Here is a 17,528-nt window from a genome sequence, read left to right as displayed (position 1 = left end):
CCTGACCCTCTCGTCCTGACCCTTCCCGAAGGAACCCCCGCATGAGCCGCCCCACCTCCCGCGCCGCCCTCCGTACGTCGGCCCGTACGTCGGCCCGTACGTCGGCCCGTACGTCGGCCCGCGCCGTCGTCGGTGCCACCGCGCTGGTCGCCGCGCTCGCCGCCTGCGGCACCGAGAGCACCGCGCCGACGGAGCCGTCCGGCGACGGCGCCGACCCGCGCGCCCTCACCGTCGAGTCGTCGGCCGACGCCTGCACGCTCTCGGCGACCGAAGCCCCGGCCGGCACGCTCACCTTCGACGTCACCAACGCCGGCGACCAGGTCACCGAGTTCTACCTGCTCGGCGACGACGGCCTGCGCATCGTCGCGGAGGTCGAGAACGTCGGCCCCAGCATCACCCGCGCGCTGACCGTCAACGCGCCCGCGGGGACGTACGTCACCGCCTGCAAGCCGGGCATGACGGGCGAGGGCATCCGTGGCGAGTTCACCGTGACCGAGTCCGACGAGGAGGTGACGGTCAACGCCGACGAGCAGCAGCTCGTCGACCAGGCCGAGGCCAACTACGCCTCCTACGTCGAGGACCAGTCAGCCCAGCTGCTCGAGAAGACCCGGGAGTTCGTCGACCTCTACACGGGCGGCGAGGACGACGAGGCCCGCGCGCTCTACCCCGTCGCGCGCACCCACTGGGAGCGCATCGAGACCGTCGCGGAGTCGTTCGGTGACCTCGACCCGCTCATGGACGCCCGTGAGGCGGACCTCGAGCCCGGCCAGGAGTGGAGCGGCTGGCACCTGATCGAGAAGGACCTCTGGCCCCAGCGTGCCGAGGACTACACCCCGCTGACCGACGCCGAGCGGGCGACGTACGCCGACGACCTGCTCGCCAACACCGAGGAGCTCGACTCGCGCGTGCAGGAGCTGACCTACACCGTCGACGCGATCGCCAACGGCTCGCGGGGCCTGCTCGAGGAGGTGGCCACCGGCAAGGTGACCGGCGAGGAGGAGTACTGGTCGCGGACCGACCTGTGGGACTTCCAGGCCAACGTCGACGGCGCGAAGGTCGCCTGGGAGGGCGTGCAGCCGATCGTCGAGCCGAAGGACCCCGAGCTCGCCGAGCAGCTCACCACCCGCTTCGACGAGCTCCAGGCCCTGCTCGACGAGCAGCGGGAGGGTGACGGCTTCGTCACCTACGACCAGCTGACGCCGGAGCAGGTCAAGGCGCTCTCCGACGCCGTCAACGCGCTCTCCGAGCCCCTGTCCCGCCTCACCGCGGCGGTGCTGTCCTGACCGAGCAGCCGACCTCCTCCCGGCTCAGCAGGCGCGGCCTGCTGGGCGGGGGAGTCGCGGTCGCGGGCGTCGCCGGGGCCTTCGCCGCCGGGCGCGGCTCGGCGCACGCCGGCGAGGACGACGCCGCCGCGACGGCCTCGGCCGGGCGCCCCGGGATGTACGCCTTCCGCGGCGCCCACCAGGCCGGCATCACCACACCGGCGCAGGACCGGCTGCACTTCGCGGCCTTCGACGTGGTGACCGACGACCGTGACGCGCTGGTCGCGCTGCTGGAGCAGTGGACGCTCGCGGCCGAGCAGATGACCGCCGGCGAGCCCGCGGGCACCGGCGCGGTCGGCGGCGACGTACGCCTGCCTCCCGACGACACGGGAGAGGCGCTCGACCTGCCGGCGAGCGGGCTGACGATCACGTTCGGGTTCGGGCCCTCGCTCTTCCGCGACGCCGACGGCAAGGACCGGTTCGGCCTCGCCGACCGGCAGCCGGCGGCGCTGCGCGAGCTGCCGCACTTCCCCGGAGACGTCCTCGACCCGGCCCGGTCCGGTGGCGACCTGTGCATCCAGGCATGCGCGGACGACCCGCAGGTCGCCGTGCACGCCGTGCGCAACCTGGCGCGGATCGGCTTCGGCACCGTGTCCGTGCGGTGGTCGCAGCTCGGGTTCGGTCGCACCTCGACGACGTCGACCTCCCAGTCGACGCCGCGCAACCTCTTCGGCTTCAAGGACGGCACGGCCAACGTGAAGGCCGAGGAGGCGGCGGCGCTCGAGGAGCACGTCTGGGTCGGCGCCGGCGACGACGCCGGGGCCGGCTGGCTCGCCGGCGGGTCCTACCTCGTCGCGCGGCGGGTCAACATGACCATCGAGGTGTGGGACCGCCAGCCGCTCGGCGACCAGGAGGCCTTCATCGGCCGGACCAAGGGCACCGGGGCGCCGCTGTCGGGCGGCGAGGAGATGACCGAGCCCGACTTCGAGATGCCGGGCAGCAACGACCAGCCGGTGATCCCGGTGGACGCGCACGTGCGCGTGGTGCACCCCGGCCAGCACGGCGGCGCCCGGATGCTGCGGCGCGGCTACAACTTCGTCGACGGCTCCAACGCGCTTGGCGGCCTCGACGCCGGCCTGTTCTTCCTCGCCTACGTCCGCGACCCCGCCACGCACTTCGTTCCCGTGCAGCTGGCGATGTCGACGTCCGACGCGCTCGTGGAGTACCTCAAGTTCACCGGCTCCGCGCTGTTCGCCGTCCCGCCGGGAGCGGGCCCGGGGGAGCACATCGGGCAGGCGCTCTTCACGTGAGGCGAGCGCCGTGATCCTGAGACGCTGGCGCGGGGCCGTCCGGCCCGAGGACGCCGAGGACTACCTGCGCCACCAGGACGAGACCGGCGTGCGGGAGTACCGCGGGACGCTGGGCAACCTCGGTGCCCTGGTCCTGCGCCGCGACCGCCCGGACGGCCTCGTCGAGGTGGTCGCGCTGTCGCTGTGGCGCTCGATGGAGGGCGTACGCCGCTTCGCCGGCGACGAGCCGGAGGTGGCGGTGTTCTACCCCGGCGACGACGACCTCCTCGCCGAGAAGGACGCCCACGTCGACCACTTCGAGGTGACCGGCGCCGACCTCGACCCGGGCCTGCTCGAGCACCTCGGTTGAGCGCTCGGGGGACCCCTTCCTCGACCAGCGGACGATGGTGCGCGACGATTCGGTCATGAGCCACACCGCCACCACCGGCCCCGGGGTCGAGCAGACGCGCCGCCTCGGCGTCGAGACCACGGGCATCGAGATCATCGAGGAGTCCGAGCGCACCGCCCGCCCCCGCGACCTGTTCTGGCCGTGGTTCGCGGCCAACGTCTCGGTCTTCGGCATCAGCTACGGCTCGTTCGTGCTGGGCTTCGCCATCTCGTTCCGCCAGGCGCTCGTCGTGACGGTCGTCGGCGTCATCGTGTCCTTCGCGCTGTGCGGGATCATCGCGATCGCCGGCAAGCGCGGGTCGGCGCCGACGATGGTCCTCAGCCGCGCGGCCTTCGGCGTCAACGGCCAGAAGGTCCCGGGCGTCGTCTCGTGGCTGGTCTCGATCGGGTGGGAGACCTTCCTCGCCATCCTGGCCGTGCTGGCGACCGCGACGATCTTCGACCAGCTCGGCTGGGCCTCCGGCACCGGCACCAAGATCGCCGCCACGGTCGTCGTGGCGGCCCTGATCGTGAGCGCGAGCGTCGCCGGCTACCACGTCATCATGCGGATGCAGTCGGTCCTCACGTGGATCACCGGGCTCGCCACGATCGTCTACGTCCTGCTCACCCTCGACGAGATCGACTGGGCGGCGGTGCAGGAGATCCCCGACGGCAGCGCGCAGCAGATGGTCGGTGCGCTCGTCATGGTGATGACCGGCTTCGGCCTCGGCTGGATCAACATCGCGGCCGACTGGTCGCGCTACCAGCACCGCGACGCCAAGGGCTCCTCGATCGTCGCGTGGAACACCTTCGGCGGCGCGATCGCGCCGGTGCTGCTCGTGGTGTTCGGCCTGCTGCTCGCGGGCTCGTCGGGCGAGCTGTCGCTCGGCATCTCCGCCGACCCGATCGGCACCCTCGGCACGCTGCTCCCGACGTGGTTCCTCGTGCCGTTCCTCGTCGCCGCGATCCTCGCCCTCGTCAGCGGTGCCGTGCTCGGCATCTACTCCTCGGGCCTGACCCTGCTCTCGTTGGGCGTCCGGATCCCGCGGCCCGCCGCGGCCTTCGTCGACGGGGTGCTGCTGACCCTGGGCACCATCTGGGTCGTCTTCTTCGCCGAGGACTTCCTCGGCCCGTTCCAGAGCTTCCTCATCACGCTCGGCGTACCGCTCGCCGCGTGGGCCGGCATCATGATCGCCGACATCGCGCTCCGCAAGCGCGACTACGACGAGGACGCCCTCTTCGACGCCCGTGGTCGCTACGGGTCCTTCGACTGGGTGTCCGTCGGCACGATGGTCGGCGCCTCGGTCCTCGGCTGGGGCCTCGTGGTCAACAACTTCGCCGCCGACGCCACCTGGAACAACTGGCAGGGCTTCCTCCTCGAGCCGCTGGGCCTCGGGACGTACGTCGACGACGCCGCCGGCCCCTACTGGGAGGGTCCGTGGGCCTACGCCAACCTCGGCGTCCTGCTCGCGCTGGTCCTCGGCTTCGTCGTGACCTACGTCGCGCGTCGCTCGACGGTGCGTCGCCAGGAGGCCTGAGTCCGCCTTCCTACGGGTTGAGTCGCTGAGAGACTCAAGGCCTAGTAACCCGGGAACATGCAGGTCAGCGGCGGTGTTGGGACCGCTGTGAAGATCGAGATCTGGTCCGACGTCGTCTGCCCCTGGTGCTACATCGGCAAGCGCCGCATCGAGAACGCGCTCGCGCAGTTCGAGCACGCCGACGACGTCGAGGTGCACTGGCGGTCCTACCAGCTCGACCCGGGTGCGCCGCTCGAGGCGACGGAGAAGTCGTCGGCGATGCTGGCCCGCAAGTACGGCCAGTCGCCCGCCGGCGTCCAGCAGATGCAGGACCGGGTCGAGGCCGTCGCGGCCGAGGAGGGGCTGGTCTACCGGCTCTCGGAGACCCTTCACCTCAACACCGTCGACGCCCACCGCGTCATCCACCTCGCGCACGAGCAGGGCGGCAACGAGATGCAGGGCCGGGTGAAGGAGGCGCTGCTGCACGCGTACTTCACCGAGGCGCGCAATGTCGCCGACCACGCCGTCCTCCGCGAGGTCGCCGTCGGCGCCGGTGTGGACGCGGCCCGGGTCGACGAGGTGCTGGCCGGCACGGAGTACACCTCCGACGTCCACGCCGACATCGAGCAGGCGCAGGCCTACGGCGCGACCGGCGTGCCGTTCTTCGTGGTCGACGAGAAGTACGGCGTCTCCGGGGCGCAGCCCACCGAGGTGTTCACCCAGGTCCTCGACCGGGCCTGGTCGGAGTCGCGCCCCCGCATCGAGGTCCTCGCGACCGGCGACGAGTGCGGACCGGACGGCTGCGCGATCTGAGGGCGGGCGCCGACGGCGTCGCCTGACCTAGCGCGACTTCTCGCCGCGCGCCGCCATCTCGGCCGTGGTCTCGACGCGGACGGCACGGGTGTCCGGCCGCTTGGCCAGCACGATCCACGTGAGGATGAGCTTCTGCGCCGAGGCCGACCACGACTGCCAGTGCTCGCGAGCGCCGGGGAAGCGGTCGAAGGCCGACGCCAGGTCGGCGGGGACGACCAGGTCCTCGACGTCGTCCATCAGCGTCCACATGCCCGTCTTTTTGGCCACCGCCACGGCCGCGGCCCCGGCTGGCTCCATCAGCCCGGCCTCCTCGAGCCGCGCGACGCGGCCCTTGTTGATCCGGGTCCACATGCTGCCCTTGCGGCGCGGGGCGAACCACATCATCGTGCGGTCCTCGTCCACGGGCTTCACCGTCGAGTCGACCCAGCCGTAGCGCAGCGCCTCGAGCACGGCCTCCTCGTAGGAGAACGGCCGGTCGACGGCCCTGCGCGGGCTGACCAGCCACGCCCCCGACGGCTGGGTGTGGTGCTCACGCAGCCACGCGCTCCACTCCTCGACCGTCGCCGGGGACAGCCGCTCCGCCTCGTCCATCGCGCCCATGGGCTCAGGCTAGGGGTCACCTCCCACAGCGTGGACGGGTTCGTGGGCGTGCGGACCCGCGGGTAGGGTGGATCGCGCACAGCGTCGTGCAGCCCCGGACCCACCCTTGACCACGAGGACCCCGCTGTGAGCGCACCCGCCAAGCCCGTCGTACTCATCGCCGAAGAACTGAGCCCCGCCACCATCGAGGCGCTCGGACCGGACTTCGAGATCCGTCACTGCAACGGCGCCGACCGTGCCGAGCTGATCCCCGCGATCGCCGACGTCGACGCGATCCTCGTGCGGTCCGCGACCAAGGTCGACGCCGAGGCGCTCGCCGCCGCGACCCGCCTCAAGGTCATCGCCCGCGCCGGGGTCGGCCTCGACAACGTCGACGTCAAGGCATCCACCCAGGCCGGCGTCATGGTCGTCAACGCCCCGACCTCCAACATCGTCAGCGCCGCCGAGCTCGCGGTCGCGCTGATGCTCGCCGCCGCCCGGCACATCAGCCCGGCCCACGCCGCCCTGCGCAACGGCGAGTGGAAGCGCTCGAAGTACACCGGCATCGAGCTCTACGAGAAGACCGTCGGCATCGTCGGCCTCGGTCGCATCGGCGTGCTCGTCGCGCAGCGGCTCAGCGCCTTCGGCATGAAGGTCATCGCCTACGACCCCTACGTGCAGGCCGGCCGCGCCGCGCAGATGGGCGTCCGCCTCGTCGACCTCGACACCCTGCTGGCCGAGTCCGACTTCATGAGCGTCCACCTGCCCAAGACACCCGAGACGGTGGGCCTCATCGGCGCCGAGCAGCTGGCCAAGGCGAAGACCAGCCTGGTCCTGGTCAACGCCGCCCGCGGCGGCATCGTCGACGAGGCCGCCCTCTTCGACGCCCTCAAGACCGGTCAGATCGCGGCCGCCGGCCTCGACGTCTTCGCGACCGAGCCGTGCACCGACAGCCCCCTCTTCGAGCTCGACAACGTCGTCGCGACGCCCCACCTCGGCGCCTCGACCGACGAGGCGCAGGAGAAGGCCGGCATCGCCGTCGCCCGGTCCGTGCGCCTCGCGCTGAGCGGCGAGCTCGTCCCCGACGCGGTCAACGTCCAGGGCGGCGTCATCGCCGAGGACGTCCGTCCCGGCATCCCGCTGACCGAGAAGCTCGGTCGCGTCTTCACCGCGCTGGCGGGCGAGGTCGCCCAGCAGCTCGACGTCGAGGTCCGCGGCGAGATCACCGAGTACGACGTCAAGGTCCTCGAGCTGGCCGCCCTCAAGGGCGTCTTCGCCGACATCGTCGAGGAGCAGGTCTCCTACGTCAACGCGCCCCTGCTCGCCGCCGAGCGTGGCACGGAGGTGCGCCTGGTGACCGAGTCGGAGAGCCCGGACCACCGCAACCTGATCACCCTGCGCGGGACGCTCGCGGACGGCACGCAGGTGTCGGTCAGCGGCACGCTGGTCGGCATCGCGCAGAAGGAGCGGCTCGTCGAGGTCAACGGCTTCGACGTCGACATCGAGCCCACCACCCACCTCGCCTTCGTCACCTACGAGGACCGCCCCGGCATGGTCGGCGTCGTCGGCGGCATCCTCGGCGACGCCGCGGTCAACATCGCCGGCATGCAGGTCTCGCGCCAGGACCGGGGCGGCGAGGCGCTGGTCGCGCTGAGCGTCGACTCGGCGATCACGGCCGAGACGCTCGCCGAGATCCAGACGGCCATGCAGGCCGCGTCGGTCCGCGTCGTCGACCTGTCCTGACCCGACTGCCGGCCCGACTCCCGCTCAGGCGACCATCACCCGGCCGGCCGCGCTCCTCGTCGCCGGCCGGGTTGCGTCGCCGGACACGTGCTCCCACGCCGTGGCCAGGCGGCGTACGGCCTCGGTGAGGACCTCCGGCGACGCCGTCCAGGGGATGCGGACGAACCGGTCGAGGCCGCCCTCCACCGCGAACACCGGCCCGGGCGCCACCACCAGTCCGCGCCGCTCGGCCTCGACGGTCGTGGCCGTGCCGAGCGCCTCGGGCAGCTCGCACCAGAGTGCGAGCCCGCCGTCCGGGATGCGAAAGCGCCACTCCGGCAGGTGCTCACCGAGCGCCGCGACGAGGGCGTCGCGTCCGGCCAGGAGCCGCCGGCGGTGCACGGGCAGAACCTCGTCGGCCCGGTCCATCAGGTCGGCCAGCACCAGCTGCTCGAGCACGGGCGCCCCCAGGTCGAGGCCGATGCGGGCGTGGATCAGCCGGTCCATGTCGGCGAGGGGAGCACGCACCCAGCCCAGCCGCAGGCCGCCCCAGTAGGACTTGCTCGCGCTGCCGATGGTGATCGCGTCGTCGGCGTACGCCGCGAGCGGGCGCGGCATCGCCCCGGCCAGCTCCGGCTCCAGGGCGAGCGCCTGGTGCGCCTCGTCGGCCACCACGACCGTGCGGGTGCGGGCCAGCGCCGTGGCCAGCTCCTCGCGCTGGGAGTCGGACATGAGGTGGCCGGTGGGGTTCTGGAAGTCAGGGATGAGGTAGGCGAGCCGGGGCGAGGTCTGGCGCAGCGTGGCGGCGAGCGCGTCGAGGTCCCAGCCGTCGGGGTCGACGGTGGCAGGCACCAGCCGGGCGCCGGCGTGCTGCACGGCCTGCGTGGCGTTGGGGTAGGTCGGCGACTCGACGACCACCCGCTCGCCGGGCGCCGTGTAGGCCTGGGCGACGACCGACGCGGCGGCGAGCGCCCCCGCGGTGACCATCACCTGCTCCGGCACGGTGGGCAGCCCCCGGGCGTCGTACGACGCCGCGATCCGCGCCTGCAGCGCCGGCACGCCGAGCGGGAAGTAGCCCGGGCCGCTGAGGTAGGCGGGCAGCTCCTCGGTGGCGCGCTGGTAGGCCTCGATCAGGCCGGGCGGTGCGGAGTGCGCCGCGCAGTTGAGGTCGATGACGTCCCGCCCGCCGTGCCCGGGCATGAGGGCGCGGTCGTGCGCGCGCCGCTGCCCGCCCGGCACGGTGGTGAAGGTGCCCGACCCGCGGCGCGCCTCGGCGTACCCGGACTCGCGCAGCACCTCGTAGGCCCGCGTGACGGTCGTCCGCGACACGTCCAGGACGCCGGTCAGGTCGCGCTCGCTCGGCAGCCGGACGTCGATGCCCACCCGGCCGTCGCCGATGAGGACGCGCAGGCTCTCGGCGAGACCGAGGTAGGCCGGCGAGCGCGGGAAGTCGCCGACGAGGGTGGCTACGCGCTGTGCGCTGATGACGCGGCTCATGCAGGCCACCATTCCACGATTGGCTATTCCGGACAAGGCCAATGCGCGTCCACACTGGAGTCATGAGCAGCATCCCGACCAGCACCGCGTCCGTCCCCGGCAGGTCCCCGCGCGCCCTCGTCGACCTCGGCCCCGTCGCGCAGCTGCGCGCCGGCCGGCTCGCCCGCCGGCTGCCGCAGCTCTACGTCGGGCTGTTCCTCTACGGCGTCTCGCTTGCCATGATGGTCCGGGGCGCGCTCGGCCTGGCCCCGTGGGACGTGCTCCACTCCGGCTTCATCCGGCACGTGCCGATGTCGTTCGGACAGGCGGTCGTGCTCTTCAGCTTCGTCGTGCTGGTGCTGTGGATCCCGCTGCGGGAAATGCCCGGTCTCGGCACCATCAGCAACGCGCTGGTCGTGGGCGTCTCCGCCGACGTCACGCTGGCCGTCGTGGCGCAGCCGGACGCCGTGTGGGCGCGGATCTCGCTGATGGTCGGTGGGGTCGTGCTGTGCGGGGCGGCCAGCGCCCTCTACATCGGGGCCCAGCTCGGTCGCGGCCCGCGGGACGGCCTGATGACCGGCCTGGCGCGGCGCACCGGCCTCTCGCTGCGGCTGGTGCGCACGGCGCTGGAGGTCGGCGTGGTCGTGATCGGCCTGCTGCTCGGCGGCAAGCTCGGCATCGGCACGGTGGCCTACGCCCTGGCGATCGGCCCGTTGACGCAGCTGATGCTGCCGTGGTTCACCGTCGAGCTAGCGCGCGGCCCAGTGGGCGGCGACCCGGCTCCCTGACAGCGCCGAGTGGTAGATCGCGACGTTGTCGATCTCGCCGTCGAACGCCGGGGTGTTGAGCCACCCGATGCTGCCCTGGCCCACCCGCCAGTAGCCGGTGTAGGCCAGCAGCGTCGACGTGGTCCCGCTGACGACGGGGACGCCGTCGACGTGGATCGTCGTGAGGCGAGCCGCGGTGCTGGTGACGACGAGGTGGTGCCAGCTCCCGTCGTTGTAGGACCGTGAGGTGGTCACGGACGTGGAGCGCCCCGGCCAGGTGCCGAAGGTCAGCCGCCCCGAGGACTCCATCGTCACCGAGCGGTCGGCCTGCGAGCCGAGCAGCGAGTAGCCGGCGTCGCGGTCGTCCTCGAAGCCCGCGAGGTAGCTGCGCGAGGTCGAGGTGGTGCGGAACCACAGCTCGATCGAGTACGCCGCCGGCGCGGCCACCGGCTGGGGGCCGAGGACCACGCGACCGCCGGCGTGGTCCACGGCGGTGCCCGGGTTGCGGGGGAGCGCACCCGGCACACCGGGCTGGACGGAGCCGTAGTACTGCCCGGTGCGGTTGTTGCCCGACCGGTCCGAGGCGTACGCCGCGCCGCCGGGCTCGTCGAGCAGCCAGAAGCCGAACGGCTGGTCTGCGAGGACGGCGGAGACGTACGGCTGTGCCCAGGCGCCGGTGGCCCACGTCCAGCCGCTGTTGCGCGTGTGGCCGGTGAACCCCGCGTTCGCCGTCGACGTCAGCGTGCCGAGCAGGACCAGTCCCGCCACGACCACGAGGGGGACCCGCGAGCGGAGCACGCGGCCCTCCCGTGACCTCGCGGGACCGGTCCCGTGCGTCGGGCCGCCGTCCGCAGGGCCGCCGGAGCCGGGCCCGTCGTGCGGCGGTCGCCGCGCGACCCACCGCCGGACCGCCCGCAGCAGGCCCCACCTCGGCCGCTCGCCGTCGAGGCGCCGGAGGGCCAGGGCGAGCGCGGCGCTCGTCAGCAGCAGCCAGGCCGCGAGGCGCAGCCAGTCCCCGGACCGCATCCAGGTGACCGGCAGCCCGATGTAGGGGACCAGGAGCACGGCGGTGGCGCGGACGTCGCTGCGCGGCAGCGGCGTCACGTCGGTGACGTCGTTCGCGTCGCCGGCGGTGGTGTAGTCGCCGTCGTCGCGCAGCTCCACGATGCGGTGCACCATCAGGTGCGGCCGCGTCGTGGCCGGGTCGTCGTAGACGAAGACCCGCCCGACCCGGATCCGCTGGTCCTCGCTCCAGGGCTTGCCGACGACGACGTCGCCGACCTGCATGGACGGCTCCATCGATCCGGACCGGACGACGTACGAGCCCCACCCGAACAGGACGGGAGCCAGGGCGATGACGGCGAGGCCGAGCAGGAACGCGCGGTACATCCGGGCCGCGAGCACCCCGGCGAGGCGGGCCCAGCCGTGGAGCGCGACCTGCGGCGCCTGGCCGGCGGTGCCGCCACCGGGCTGTGCGCGGTCCGCGTCGAGGACGGTCGCGGAGGTCATCTGCTCACCTCCCGGCGGCGTCGTCGTGGTCCCTCGGGGGCGGTCAGTTGCTCTGCATCTCCCACTGCATGTCGATGCCGGTGCGGGCGCCCTGCATCTGGTCGACCTGGGCCTGCGTCATGCCGGTGGTGTCGAACTTCCAGGTCAGGCGGTAGGTGCGCGACGAGACGCCGGCCGGGACGGACCAGCCGCCGAAGCCGGACTCGAACGTGTTCACCTGCGCGATGGCCGAGAGCGGGGCGTTGGTGACGTGGGGCGCGCCGACGGCGGTGAAGCCGTTGCAGTCGGCGAACGAACCACCGGTGCCGGAGTCGATCGTGACGAGCACCTTGTTCTCCAGGCCGGCGGTCGAGGTCACCGGGTTGATGGCGTAGCCCTTGACGGTGCTCGGCACGGACGCGTCCGCCGTGACCACGATGCACTTGGTCTGCGTGTCGCCCGGCAGCATGTTGGTGACCCGGAAGCGCGCGGCGCCGTTGTCGTCATCGGTCAGCTTGACCGATCCGGTGGCCCACTCGTTGCCGGAGTTGCGGGTCTGGCCGGTGAAGGCGGCGGACGACGCCTGGTAGACCGACGCGCCGAGGGCCACGATGGCGAGGGGGGTGGCGGCGATCGCGAGGACCTGGGTCGTCTTGGTGCCGGGGGACTTCATGATGGCGGGTTCCTTCGAGGACGAGGTGGAGTGCTGCTCGGAGCACCGAGTGCCTGCACACCGTAGGAACAGGACGGCAACAAAATCCGCCGTTTGGTAAAAATCACGCCCTCGTGCCCTTGACAGCGGGGCCCGCCGACCGCTACCGGTCGGTAGCCTCGCGTCAGCCGGCGCCGTCGGAGACCAGGTAGCCGATCACGCCGACGCTGATGGCCACGGAGACCAGCGTGCCGGCGGGTCCGAACACGATGGGCAGGGCCGTGAGCGCCCACACGTCGAAGCCCCGCGACACGCTTCCAAGGACTCCCGTCGGCACCCCACCGGCCGGCGTGCTCACCAGCGGCGCGGCGTAGTCCGGCGGCTTCCCGGTGATCCACCGCGTCGTCGCGGCCAGCGCGGAGGCGCCGCAGGCGAGGGCCACGGTCACCGCCTCGGCCGGGGGGTGCTCCGGCAACAGCGTCCACGTGGTCGCCACGGCGAAGAGGACCAGCGCCATGCCCGGCACCACCAGGTGGGCCAGCAGCAGGGACCGGCGGCGGAGCGGGAGCATCCGCGCGAGGCTCCCGGTGCGTACGACGACCCGCAGCCCCGTGCACAGCGCAGGACCGCCGAGCAGCCCGACGAGCGTCGTGACCAGGACGACCGCCCGGCCGGCGCCGGCCTCGGCCGCGGCGTAGGGCACGAGCACGAGCCCGGCCAGGAGGACGACCGGCTGAGGCGTCCGGGCCGCGCGCAGGACGTCGCGGTGGACCAGCGCCCACCAGCCGAGCGGGCCCCCGGTGCGCGGGGTGACGCGCGCGCCGCGGCCCCAGCGGCGGGCCAGGAGCACGTCGTACATCAGGCCGAGGTCGATCGACGACAGCGCGCCGGACAGGGCGGGGGAGAGGTTCTCGGTCTGGCCGAGCACGCGCCGGGTGACCACGCCGACCGCCCGGCCGGCCCGCCAGACGAGCACCGCTGCGGCCGGCACCGCCAGCGCGGCGACGCCGAGCGCCGCCCAGGCCGGCACCGTCGGGAGCGCTCCTGCGCCCTGAGTCGCTGAGAGACCCAAGGCCGACCAGAGCGCCGCGAGGAGCGCCCAGGTGAGCCACCGGGCGACCCGGTCCTCGCGGACCTGCGACAGCGCCGCGACTCCCACGCAGGCAAGGGCGGCCGCAGCGCCGGCGAGGACGAAGGCGGCCGTCCCGCCCGGCGAGAGCCCGCCCAGCAGCGCCGGCGCCACGAGCAGCAGGGCCGACCCCGCGAGCGTGAGGCCCGCCGTGCGCCACCACCCGGGACGCAGCAGCGCACCCCGGTCGACCGGCGTGCTGAGCAGCCACGCGTTGGCCGCGGGCGGGCTGAAGACCGGCCCGAGCAGCCGCGCGAGTCCGAGAGCGAGCAGGGCCACCGCGACGGCGGCCAGCCATGGCGCGGCCGCCCGGACCTCGCCGCACTGCGCCACGCACGCGTCGTCGGCCAGACGACGCAGCGAGAGGACCACGTTGCCGCCCATCGCCGCCACCATGACGACGCAGAACGCCGCGACGTAGGCGTCGGAGACGACCTCGCCCCAGCGCAGCTCGGCGCGGCCGCGGCGCCAGTCACGGACCTCCCGCCGCAGCTCCCGCGCGGGGGGGACGTCAGTCATCGGTGGGCGGTCCCAGCCGGACGACGCGGTCGCACACACGCTCGACCAGGGCGGGGTCGTGGCTGACCAGCAGCACCGCGCTCCCCGCCGCCTTCTCCGACAGGAGCCTGGCGCCCAGCCACTCGACGCCGTCGACGTCGAGGCGGGCCTCCGGCTCGTCGAGCACCAGCAGCCGGCGCGGGCGCACGAACGCGCTCGCCAGCGCGAGTCGCCGTCGCTGCCCCGACGACAGCGTCGAGGGCAGCTGGCCCGAGACCTCCGTCAGCCCCACCTCGTCCAGCACGCCGTTCACGACCTCCTCCGCGTCGTGCTGGGCGTGGGCCCGTGCCACCAGGTCGAGGTGCTCGACCACCGACAGGTCGGGGAAGAAGTCGATGTCGTCCATCACCACCGCGAGGTCGCGACGGATCGCGGGCTCGCGCTCGTCGACCGTGCGGCCGGCCAGCACCGACGTGCCCGCATCGGCCTCGTCGGCGCCGACGATGCAGCGCAGCAGGGTGGACTTGCCGCTGCCGTTGGGTCCCACGACGCCCACGGCCTCGCCGGCGGCGACGTCGAGGTCGACCCCGGCCAGGACCGTCCGGTCACCGAAGCGGCGGGTGATCCCCCGGACCGCGAGCAGCGCGGCGCCCACGCCGTCGTGCACGGCGTGCCTCGCGTCGTCCCCCATGGCGCTCATCCAAGCAGGACGGCGCGTGCGTCAGCGACGTGTCGCGATGACCGCCGACGCGTCGGAGGCGACCATCACCTCGACCGCGGTGAAGCGCTCGTCGGTGAGCCACTGCTCGCGCAGCGTGTCCACACGACCGTAGGCGATCGGCGGCCAGGACTCGCACGGGGAGAAGTCGTCGAGCACCACGATCCCGCCGGGCTCGACGAGGTCGATGATCGAGTCGACGCCGACCTCGGAGGGGCTGCCGGAGTCGAGGAAGAGCAGCGAGAACGGCCCGCGGTCGCGCAGGACGTTCCAGTCGGCGGCCAGCACCTCGACCTTGGCGTCGTCGTCGAAGATCCGTGCCGCTGCCCCGGCCAGCGACTCGTCGAGCTCGGCAGTGAGGATCCGCGCACCGTTGCGCACGCCGCTGCGCAGCCAGGCCGTCCCCACGCCGCAGCCGGTGCCGAACTCGGCCATCGTGCCGCCGCGGGTCGCCGCCAGCGTCGCCAGCAGCCGGCCGGTCTCGTTGCGGCAGAAGGCGACGTAGCCCGCCTGCCGGCACACCTCGAAGGCGCGCTGGACCACGTCGGGGAGGTAGGGAGGAGCAGACATGAGGTGGTCGAGTGTGTCACCAAAGGGCGCGTGTCCCAGGGAGCGGGCCGACGTCTCAGGATCTGACACGTTCGGCAAAGCCGGTGCGGCGGCGGGGGGTCGCGTCCTACAGTCTGCTCACCATGCGGAGCGTCCTCGTACTCATCGATCGCCGCGGCGGGGCCTGACAGAGAGGCCACCTCGTCGCGGTGTTCGGCGTTGACGAGGTTCCGCCACCTGGCTTCTCGGTTCGACTCCCGGCTGGATCCACCCAGCCGGTCGAGCACCCGACGCGGACACGTCCGCACCCGTAGGAGCGAAGCCATGTACGACCTCTATCCCGACGCCTGGGGCCCCGCCGCGCACGACCCCGAGAACCCGCGCAGCGCCGAGAACGTCGCCTCCGCCGTCCAGATCGCGCTTGACCTGCGAGACGACGGCGGTCAGCGTCCGGACGACAACTAACGTTCGCCGCATGTCCGAGACGCAGCAGACCGGCCCCGGCTCCACCGCGCACGGGAGCCCGACCCTCGCCGTCATCCCCGGCGACGGGATCGGTCCCGAGGTGACCGCCGAGGCCCTCAAGGTCCTCGAGGTCGCCTCCCCGGTGACGTTCGCGCCGACCCGCTACGACCTCGGTGCCGAGCGCTACCTCGCAACCGGTGAGGTGCTGCCCGACTCGGTGCTCGAGGAGGTCCGCGGGCACGACGCAATCCTGCTCGGGGCGGTCGGCGGCAAGCCCAACGACCCCGACCTGCCGCCCGGCATCCTCGAGCGGGGCCTGCTCCTGCGGCTGCGCTTCGAGCTCGACCACTACGTCAACCTGCGCCCCTCGCGGCTCTACCCGGGCACGGCCTCACCCCTGGCCGACCACGTGCTGGAGCGCGGCGACATCGACTTCGTGGTCGTCCGCGAGGGCACCGAGGGCCCCTACACGGGCAACGGCGGCGCCCTGCGGGTCGGCACGCCGGCCGAGATCGCCACCGAGGTGTCGGTCAACACCGCGTACGGCGTCGAGCGGGTGGTGCGCGACGCCTTCGCGCGGGCCAGCCGGCGCCCGCGCAAGAAGGTGACCCTGGTCCACAAGACCAACGTGCTGGTCAACGCGGGCTCGCTGTGGTGGCGGGTCTTTGAGGCCGTCGCGGCGGAGCACCCCGACGTGACGACCGACTACATGCACGTCGACGCGGCGATGATCTTCCTGGCCACCGACCCTGCCCGCTTCGACGTCATCGTCACCGACAACCTCTTCGGCGACATCGTCACCGACCTCGCCGCCGCCATCACCGGCGGCATCGGCCTGGCCGCCTCCGGCAACGTCAACCCCGACCGGACGGCGCCCTCCATGTTCGAGCCGGTCCACGGCTCGGCCCCCGACATCGCCGGCCAGCAGAAGGCCGACCCCACCGCCGCGATCCTGTCCGCCGCGCTCCTGCTCGACCACCTCGGCCACCCCGAGGCGGCCGCGGCGATCGAGACCGCGGTGCTGGCCGACCTCGCTGAGCGCACGACGGGCACCACCCGTCGTACGAGCGAGGTCGGGGACGCCATCGCCGCTCGCCTCTGACGCACCTCGATAGGTTGACCCCATGCAGATCAGCACCACCGCCAACCCCACGCCGGTCGACGACGCGCGGCTCTCCGAGATCCTCGCCAACCCCGGCTTCGGCACCCACTTCACCGATCACATGCTCACGGTGGAGTGGACCCCCGACGCCGGGTGGCACGCCGCGCGCATCACCCCCTACGGGCCGCTCACCCTCGACCCCGCGACCGCGGTGCTGCACTACGCGCAGGAGACGTTCGAGGGCATGAAGGCCTACCGCCACGCCGACGGCTCGATCTGGACCTTCCGTCCCGAGCAGAACGCCGCGCGGATGGTCCGCTCGAGCGCGCGGCTCGCCTTCCCCGAGCTGCCCGTGGACGACTTCGTCGCGTGCGTGGACGCCCTGGTCGAGGCCGACCAGCGCTGGGTCCCCGACAACGCGGCCGGCCAGGGGGAGGGCGAGAAGTCGCTCTACCTGCGGCCCTTCATGTTCGCCTCCGAGACCTTCCTCGGCGTGCGCCCCGCCCAGCACGTGACGTTCATGGTCATCGCCTCGCCGGCCGGCGCCTACTTCAAGGGCGGCGTGAAGCCGGTCAACCTCTGGCTCTCCGAGACCTTCACCCGCGCCGGCCGCGGCGGCATGGGCGCGGCGAAGACCGGTGGCAACTACGCCGCCTCGCTCGCGGCGCAGCGCGAGGCGATCGAGAAGGGCTGCGACCAGGTCGTCTTCCTCGACGACCAGGAGTTCCGCTACATCGAGGAGCTCGGCGGGATGAACCTCTTCTTCGTCCACGCCGACGGACGCATCGTCACCCCGGAGACCGGCACGATCCTCGAGGGCATCACCCGCGCCTCGATCATCGAGCTGGCCGGCAAGCTCGGCCACGCCGTCGAGGAGCGCAAGGTCTCCATCGACGAGTGGCGCGACGGCGTCGCGTCCGGCGAGATCACCGAGGTGTTCGCCTGCGGCACCGCCGCCGTGGTCACCCCCGTCGGCGAGCTGCGCTCGCCCGGCAGGGTGACGCCCGCGCCGGCGAGCACCGAGCTGACGATGCGGATCCGTGAGGCCCTGGTCGGGATGCAGTTCGGCCGGGTCGAGGACACCTTCGGCTGGATGCACCGCGTCGTCTGACCCG

17 protein-coding genes are annotated in these 17,528 nt (G+C 73.0%); 10 read left to right on the top strand and 7 right to left on the bottom strand.

All coding sequences use genetic code 11. The annotated features are described in order from the left end of the window. Positions 1 to 41 precede the first annotated feature (41 nt). The 5 genes from efeO to SHK17_RS14475 all read left to right on the top strand — a co-directional run bounded on the left by efeO (position 42) and on the right by SHK17_RS14475 (position 5,268). Positions 42 to 1,283, top strand: coding sequence for an iron uptake system protein EfeO (efeO, locus tag SHK17_RS14495; protein WP_322919695.1), 1,242 nt, complete (start codon positions 42 to 44; stop codon positions 1,281 to 1,283). Continuing rightward, positions 1,280 to 2,572 carry an iron uptake transporter deferrochelatase/peroxidase subunit gene (gene efeB, locus SHK17_RS14490; RefSeq protein WP_322922035.1) on the top strand — a complete coding sequence of 431 codons (1,293 nt, stop codon included), beginning with the start codon at positions 1,280 to 1,282 and terminating at the stop codon, positions 2,570 to 2,572. The genes efeO and efeB overlap by 4 nt, the downstream gene beginning before the upstream one ends. A gap of 10 nt (positions 2,573 to 2,582) precedes the next feature. Further along, on the top strand, positions 2,583 to 2,921 hold the full coding sequence (locus tag SHK17_RS14485) for a hypothetical protein (RefSeq protein WP_322919694.1): 339 nt from the start codon (positions 2,583 to 2,585) through the stop codon (positions 2,919 to 2,921). A gap of 55 nt (positions 2,922 to 2,976) precedes the next feature. Then, positions 2,977 to 4,476, top strand: a complete 1,500-nt coding sequence (locus tag SHK17_RS14480; protein ID WP_322425640.1) for a purine-cytosine permease family protein — start codon at positions 2,977 to 2,979, stop codon at positions 4,474 to 4,476. An 87-nt stretch (positions 4,477 to 4,563) separates the two neighbouring features. Next, complete coding sequence (locus SHK17_RS14475; protein WP_322919693.1) at positions 4,564 to 5,268, top strand: DsbA family oxidoreductase; 705 nt, start codon at positions 4,564 to 4,566, stop codon at positions 5,266 to 5,268. A 27-nt stretch (positions 5,269 to 5,295) separates the two neighbouring features. On the opposite strand, the gene SHK17_RS14470 is transcribed toward SHK17_RS14475, so the two are convergent. Next, a complete protein-coding gene (locus SHK17_RS14470) occupies positions 5,296 to 5,868 on the bottom strand; it encodes a YdeI/OmpD-associated family protein (RefSeq protein WP_322919692.1) in 573 nt (190 codons plus the stop codon). Between the two features lie 126 nt (positions 5,869 to 5,994). Between SHK17_RS14470 and serA the strand changes: the two genes are divergently transcribed. Continuing rightward, positions 5,995 to 7,590, top strand: a complete 1,596-nt coding sequence (serA, locus tag SHK17_RS14465; protein WP_322919691.1) for a phosphoglycerate dehydrogenase — start codon at positions 5,995 to 5,997, stop codon at positions 7,588 to 7,590. Positions 7,591 to 7,614: 24 nt separating this feature from the next. Here the strand turns inward: serA and yczR are convergent, their stop codons facing one another. Beyond that, positions 7,615 to 9,066, bottom strand: a complete 1,452-nt coding sequence (gene yczR / locus SHK17_RS14460) for a MocR-like transcription factor YczR (RefSeq protein ID WP_322919690.1) — start codon at positions 9,064 to 9,066, stop codon at positions 7,615 to 7,617. Between the two features lie 62 nt (positions 9,067 to 9,128). Here yczR and yczE point away from each other — a divergent pair, with 62 nt between their 5' ends. Beyond that, positions 9,129 to 9,833 carry a membrane protein YczE gene (gene yczE, locus SHK17_RS14455; protein ID WP_322919689.1) on the top strand — a complete coding sequence of 235 codons (705 nt, stop codon included), beginning with the start codon at positions 9,129 to 9,131 and terminating at the stop codon, positions 9,831 to 9,833. Here the strand turns inward: yczE and SHK17_RS14450 are convergent. The 5 genes from SHK17_RS14450 to SHK17_RS14430 all read right to left on the bottom strand — a co-directional run bounded on the left by SHK17_RS14450 (position 9,795) and on the right by SHK17_RS14430 (position 14,867). After that, on the bottom strand, positions 9,795 to 11,321 hold the full coding sequence (locus SHK17_RS14450; RefSeq protein WP_322919688.1) for a signal peptidase I: 1,527 nt from the start codon (positions 11,319 to 11,321) through the stop codon (positions 9,795 to 9,797). The two genes, yczE and SHK17_RS14450, sit on opposite strands and share 39 nt — an antisense overlap. A gap of 43 nt (positions 11,322 to 11,364) precedes the next feature. Continuing rightward, the gene (locus tag SHK17_RS14445) at positions 11,365 to 11,973 is read right to left on the bottom strand and encodes a hypothetical protein (RefSeq protein WP_172264877.1); all 609 of its coding nucleotides are present in this window, start codon (positions 11,971 to 11,973) and stop codon (positions 11,365 to 11,367) included. A gap of 163 nt (positions 11,974 to 12,136) precedes the next feature. Next, positions 12,137 to 13,600, bottom strand: coding sequence for a DUF6297 family protein (locus tag SHK17_RS14440; protein ID WP_322919687.1), 1,464 nt, complete (start codon positions 13,598 to 13,600; stop codon positions 12,137 to 12,139). Then, positions 13,593 to 14,270 carry an ABC transporter ATP-binding protein gene (locus SHK17_RS14435; protein ID WP_322919686.1) on the bottom strand — a complete coding sequence of 226 codons (678 nt, stop codon included), beginning with the start codon at positions 14,268 to 14,270 and terminating at the stop codon, positions 13,593 to 13,595. Before SHK17_RS14435 ends, SHK17_RS14440 begins: the two co-directional genes overlap by 8 nt. A 30-nt stretch (positions 14,271 to 14,300) precedes the next feature. After that, on the bottom strand, positions 14,301 to 14,867 hold the full coding sequence (locus tag SHK17_RS14430) for an O-methyltransferase (protein WP_172264868.1): 567 nt from the start codon (positions 14,865 to 14,867) through the stop codon (positions 14,301 to 14,303). Positions 14,868 to 15,170: 303 nt separating this feature from the next. On the opposite strand from SHK17_RS14430, the gene SHK17_RS14425 reads away from it, so the two are divergent. The 3 genes from SHK17_RS14425 to SHK17_RS14415 are packed head-to-tail and all read left to right on the top strand — an operon-like array spanning position 15,171 to position 17,524. Next, positions 15,171 to 15,311, top strand: a complete 141-nt coding sequence (locus SHK17_RS14425) for a hypothetical protein (protein WP_172264865.1) — start codon at positions 15,171 to 15,173, stop codon at positions 15,309 to 15,311. A 10-nt stretch (positions 15,312 to 15,321) separates the two neighbouring features. Beyond that, entirely contained in the window at positions 15,322 to 16,413 is a 1,092-nt protein-coding gene (locus SHK17_RS14420) for a 3-isopropylmalate dehydrogenase (RefSeq protein WP_172264862.1), read from the top strand. Positions 16,414 to 16,435: 22 nt separating this feature from the next. Beyond that, positions 16,436 to 17,524, top strand: coding sequence for a branched-chain amino acid aminotransferase (locus tag SHK17_RS14415; RefSeq protein WP_322919685.1), 1,089 nt, complete (start codon positions 16,436 to 16,438; stop codon positions 17,522 to 17,524). The last annotated feature ends 4 nt before the right edge of the window (positions 17,525 to 17,528 follow it).

This window comes from Nocardioides renjunii, assembly GCF_034661175.1.
Classification (GTDB): Bacteria; Actinomycetota; Actinomycetes; order Propionibacteriales; family Nocardioidaceae; genus Nocardioides; species Nocardioides renjunii.
The sequence above is the reverse complement of the archived record's forward strand: the minus strand, read 5'-3'. Positions and strand labels throughout refer to the sequence as shown.

Excerpts from the sequence above, each read along its gene's own strand:
- yczE (WP_322919689.1), top strand. The coding sequence starts at position 9,129 with ATGAGCAGCATCCCGACCAGCACCGCGTCCGTCCCCGGCAGGTCCCCG.
- SHK17_RS14420 (WP_172264862.1), top strand. The coding sequence starts at position 15,322 with ATGTCCGAGACGCAGCAGACCGGCCCCGGCTCCACCGCGCACGGGAGC.
- SHK17_RS14440 (WP_322919687.1), bottom strand. The coding sequence starts at position 13,600 with ATGACTGACGTCCCCCCCGCGCGGGAGCTGCGGCGGGAGGTCCGTGAC.
- SHK17_RS14470 (WP_322919692.1), bottom strand. The coding sequence starts at position 5,868 with ATGGGCGCGATGGACGAGGCGGAGCGGCTGTCCCCGGCGACGGTCGAG.
- SHK17_RS14445 (WP_172264877.1), bottom strand. The coding sequence starts at position 11,973 with ATGAAGTCCCCCGGCACCAAGACGACCCAGGTCCTCGCGATCGCCGCC.
- SHK17_RS14415 (WP_322919685.1), top strand. The coding sequence starts at position 16,436 with ATGCAGATCAGCACCACCGCCAACCCCACGCCGGTCGACGACGCGCGG.
- yczR (WP_322919690.1), bottom strand. The coding sequence starts at position 9,066 with ATGAGCCGCGTCATCAGCGCACAGCGCGTAGCCACCCTCGTCGGCGAC.
- SHK17_RS14450 (WP_322919688.1), bottom strand. The coding sequence starts at position 11,321 with ATGACCTCCGCGACCGTCCTCGACGCGGACCGCGCACAGCCCGGTGGC.
- efeO (WP_322919695.1), top strand. The coding sequence starts at position 42 with ATGAGCCGCCCCACCTCCCGCGCCGCCCTCCGTACGTCGGCCCGTACG.
- SHK17_RS14435 (WP_322919686.1), bottom strand. The coding sequence starts at position 14,270 with ATGGGGGACGACGCGAGGCACGCCGTGCACGACGGCGTGGGCGCCGCG.
- SHK17_RS14425 (WP_172264865.1), top strand. The coding sequence starts at position 15,171 with ATGTACGACCTCTATCCCGACGCCTGGGGCCCCGCCGCGCACGACCCC.
- SHK17_RS14430 (WP_172264868.1), bottom strand. The coding sequence starts at position 14,867 with ATGTCTGCTCCTCCCTACCTCCCCGACGTGGTCCAGCGCGCCTTCGAG.
- SHK17_RS14480 (WP_322425640.1), top strand. The coding sequence starts at position 2,977 with ATGAGCCACACCGCCACCACCGGCCCCGGGGTCGAGCAGACGCGCCGC.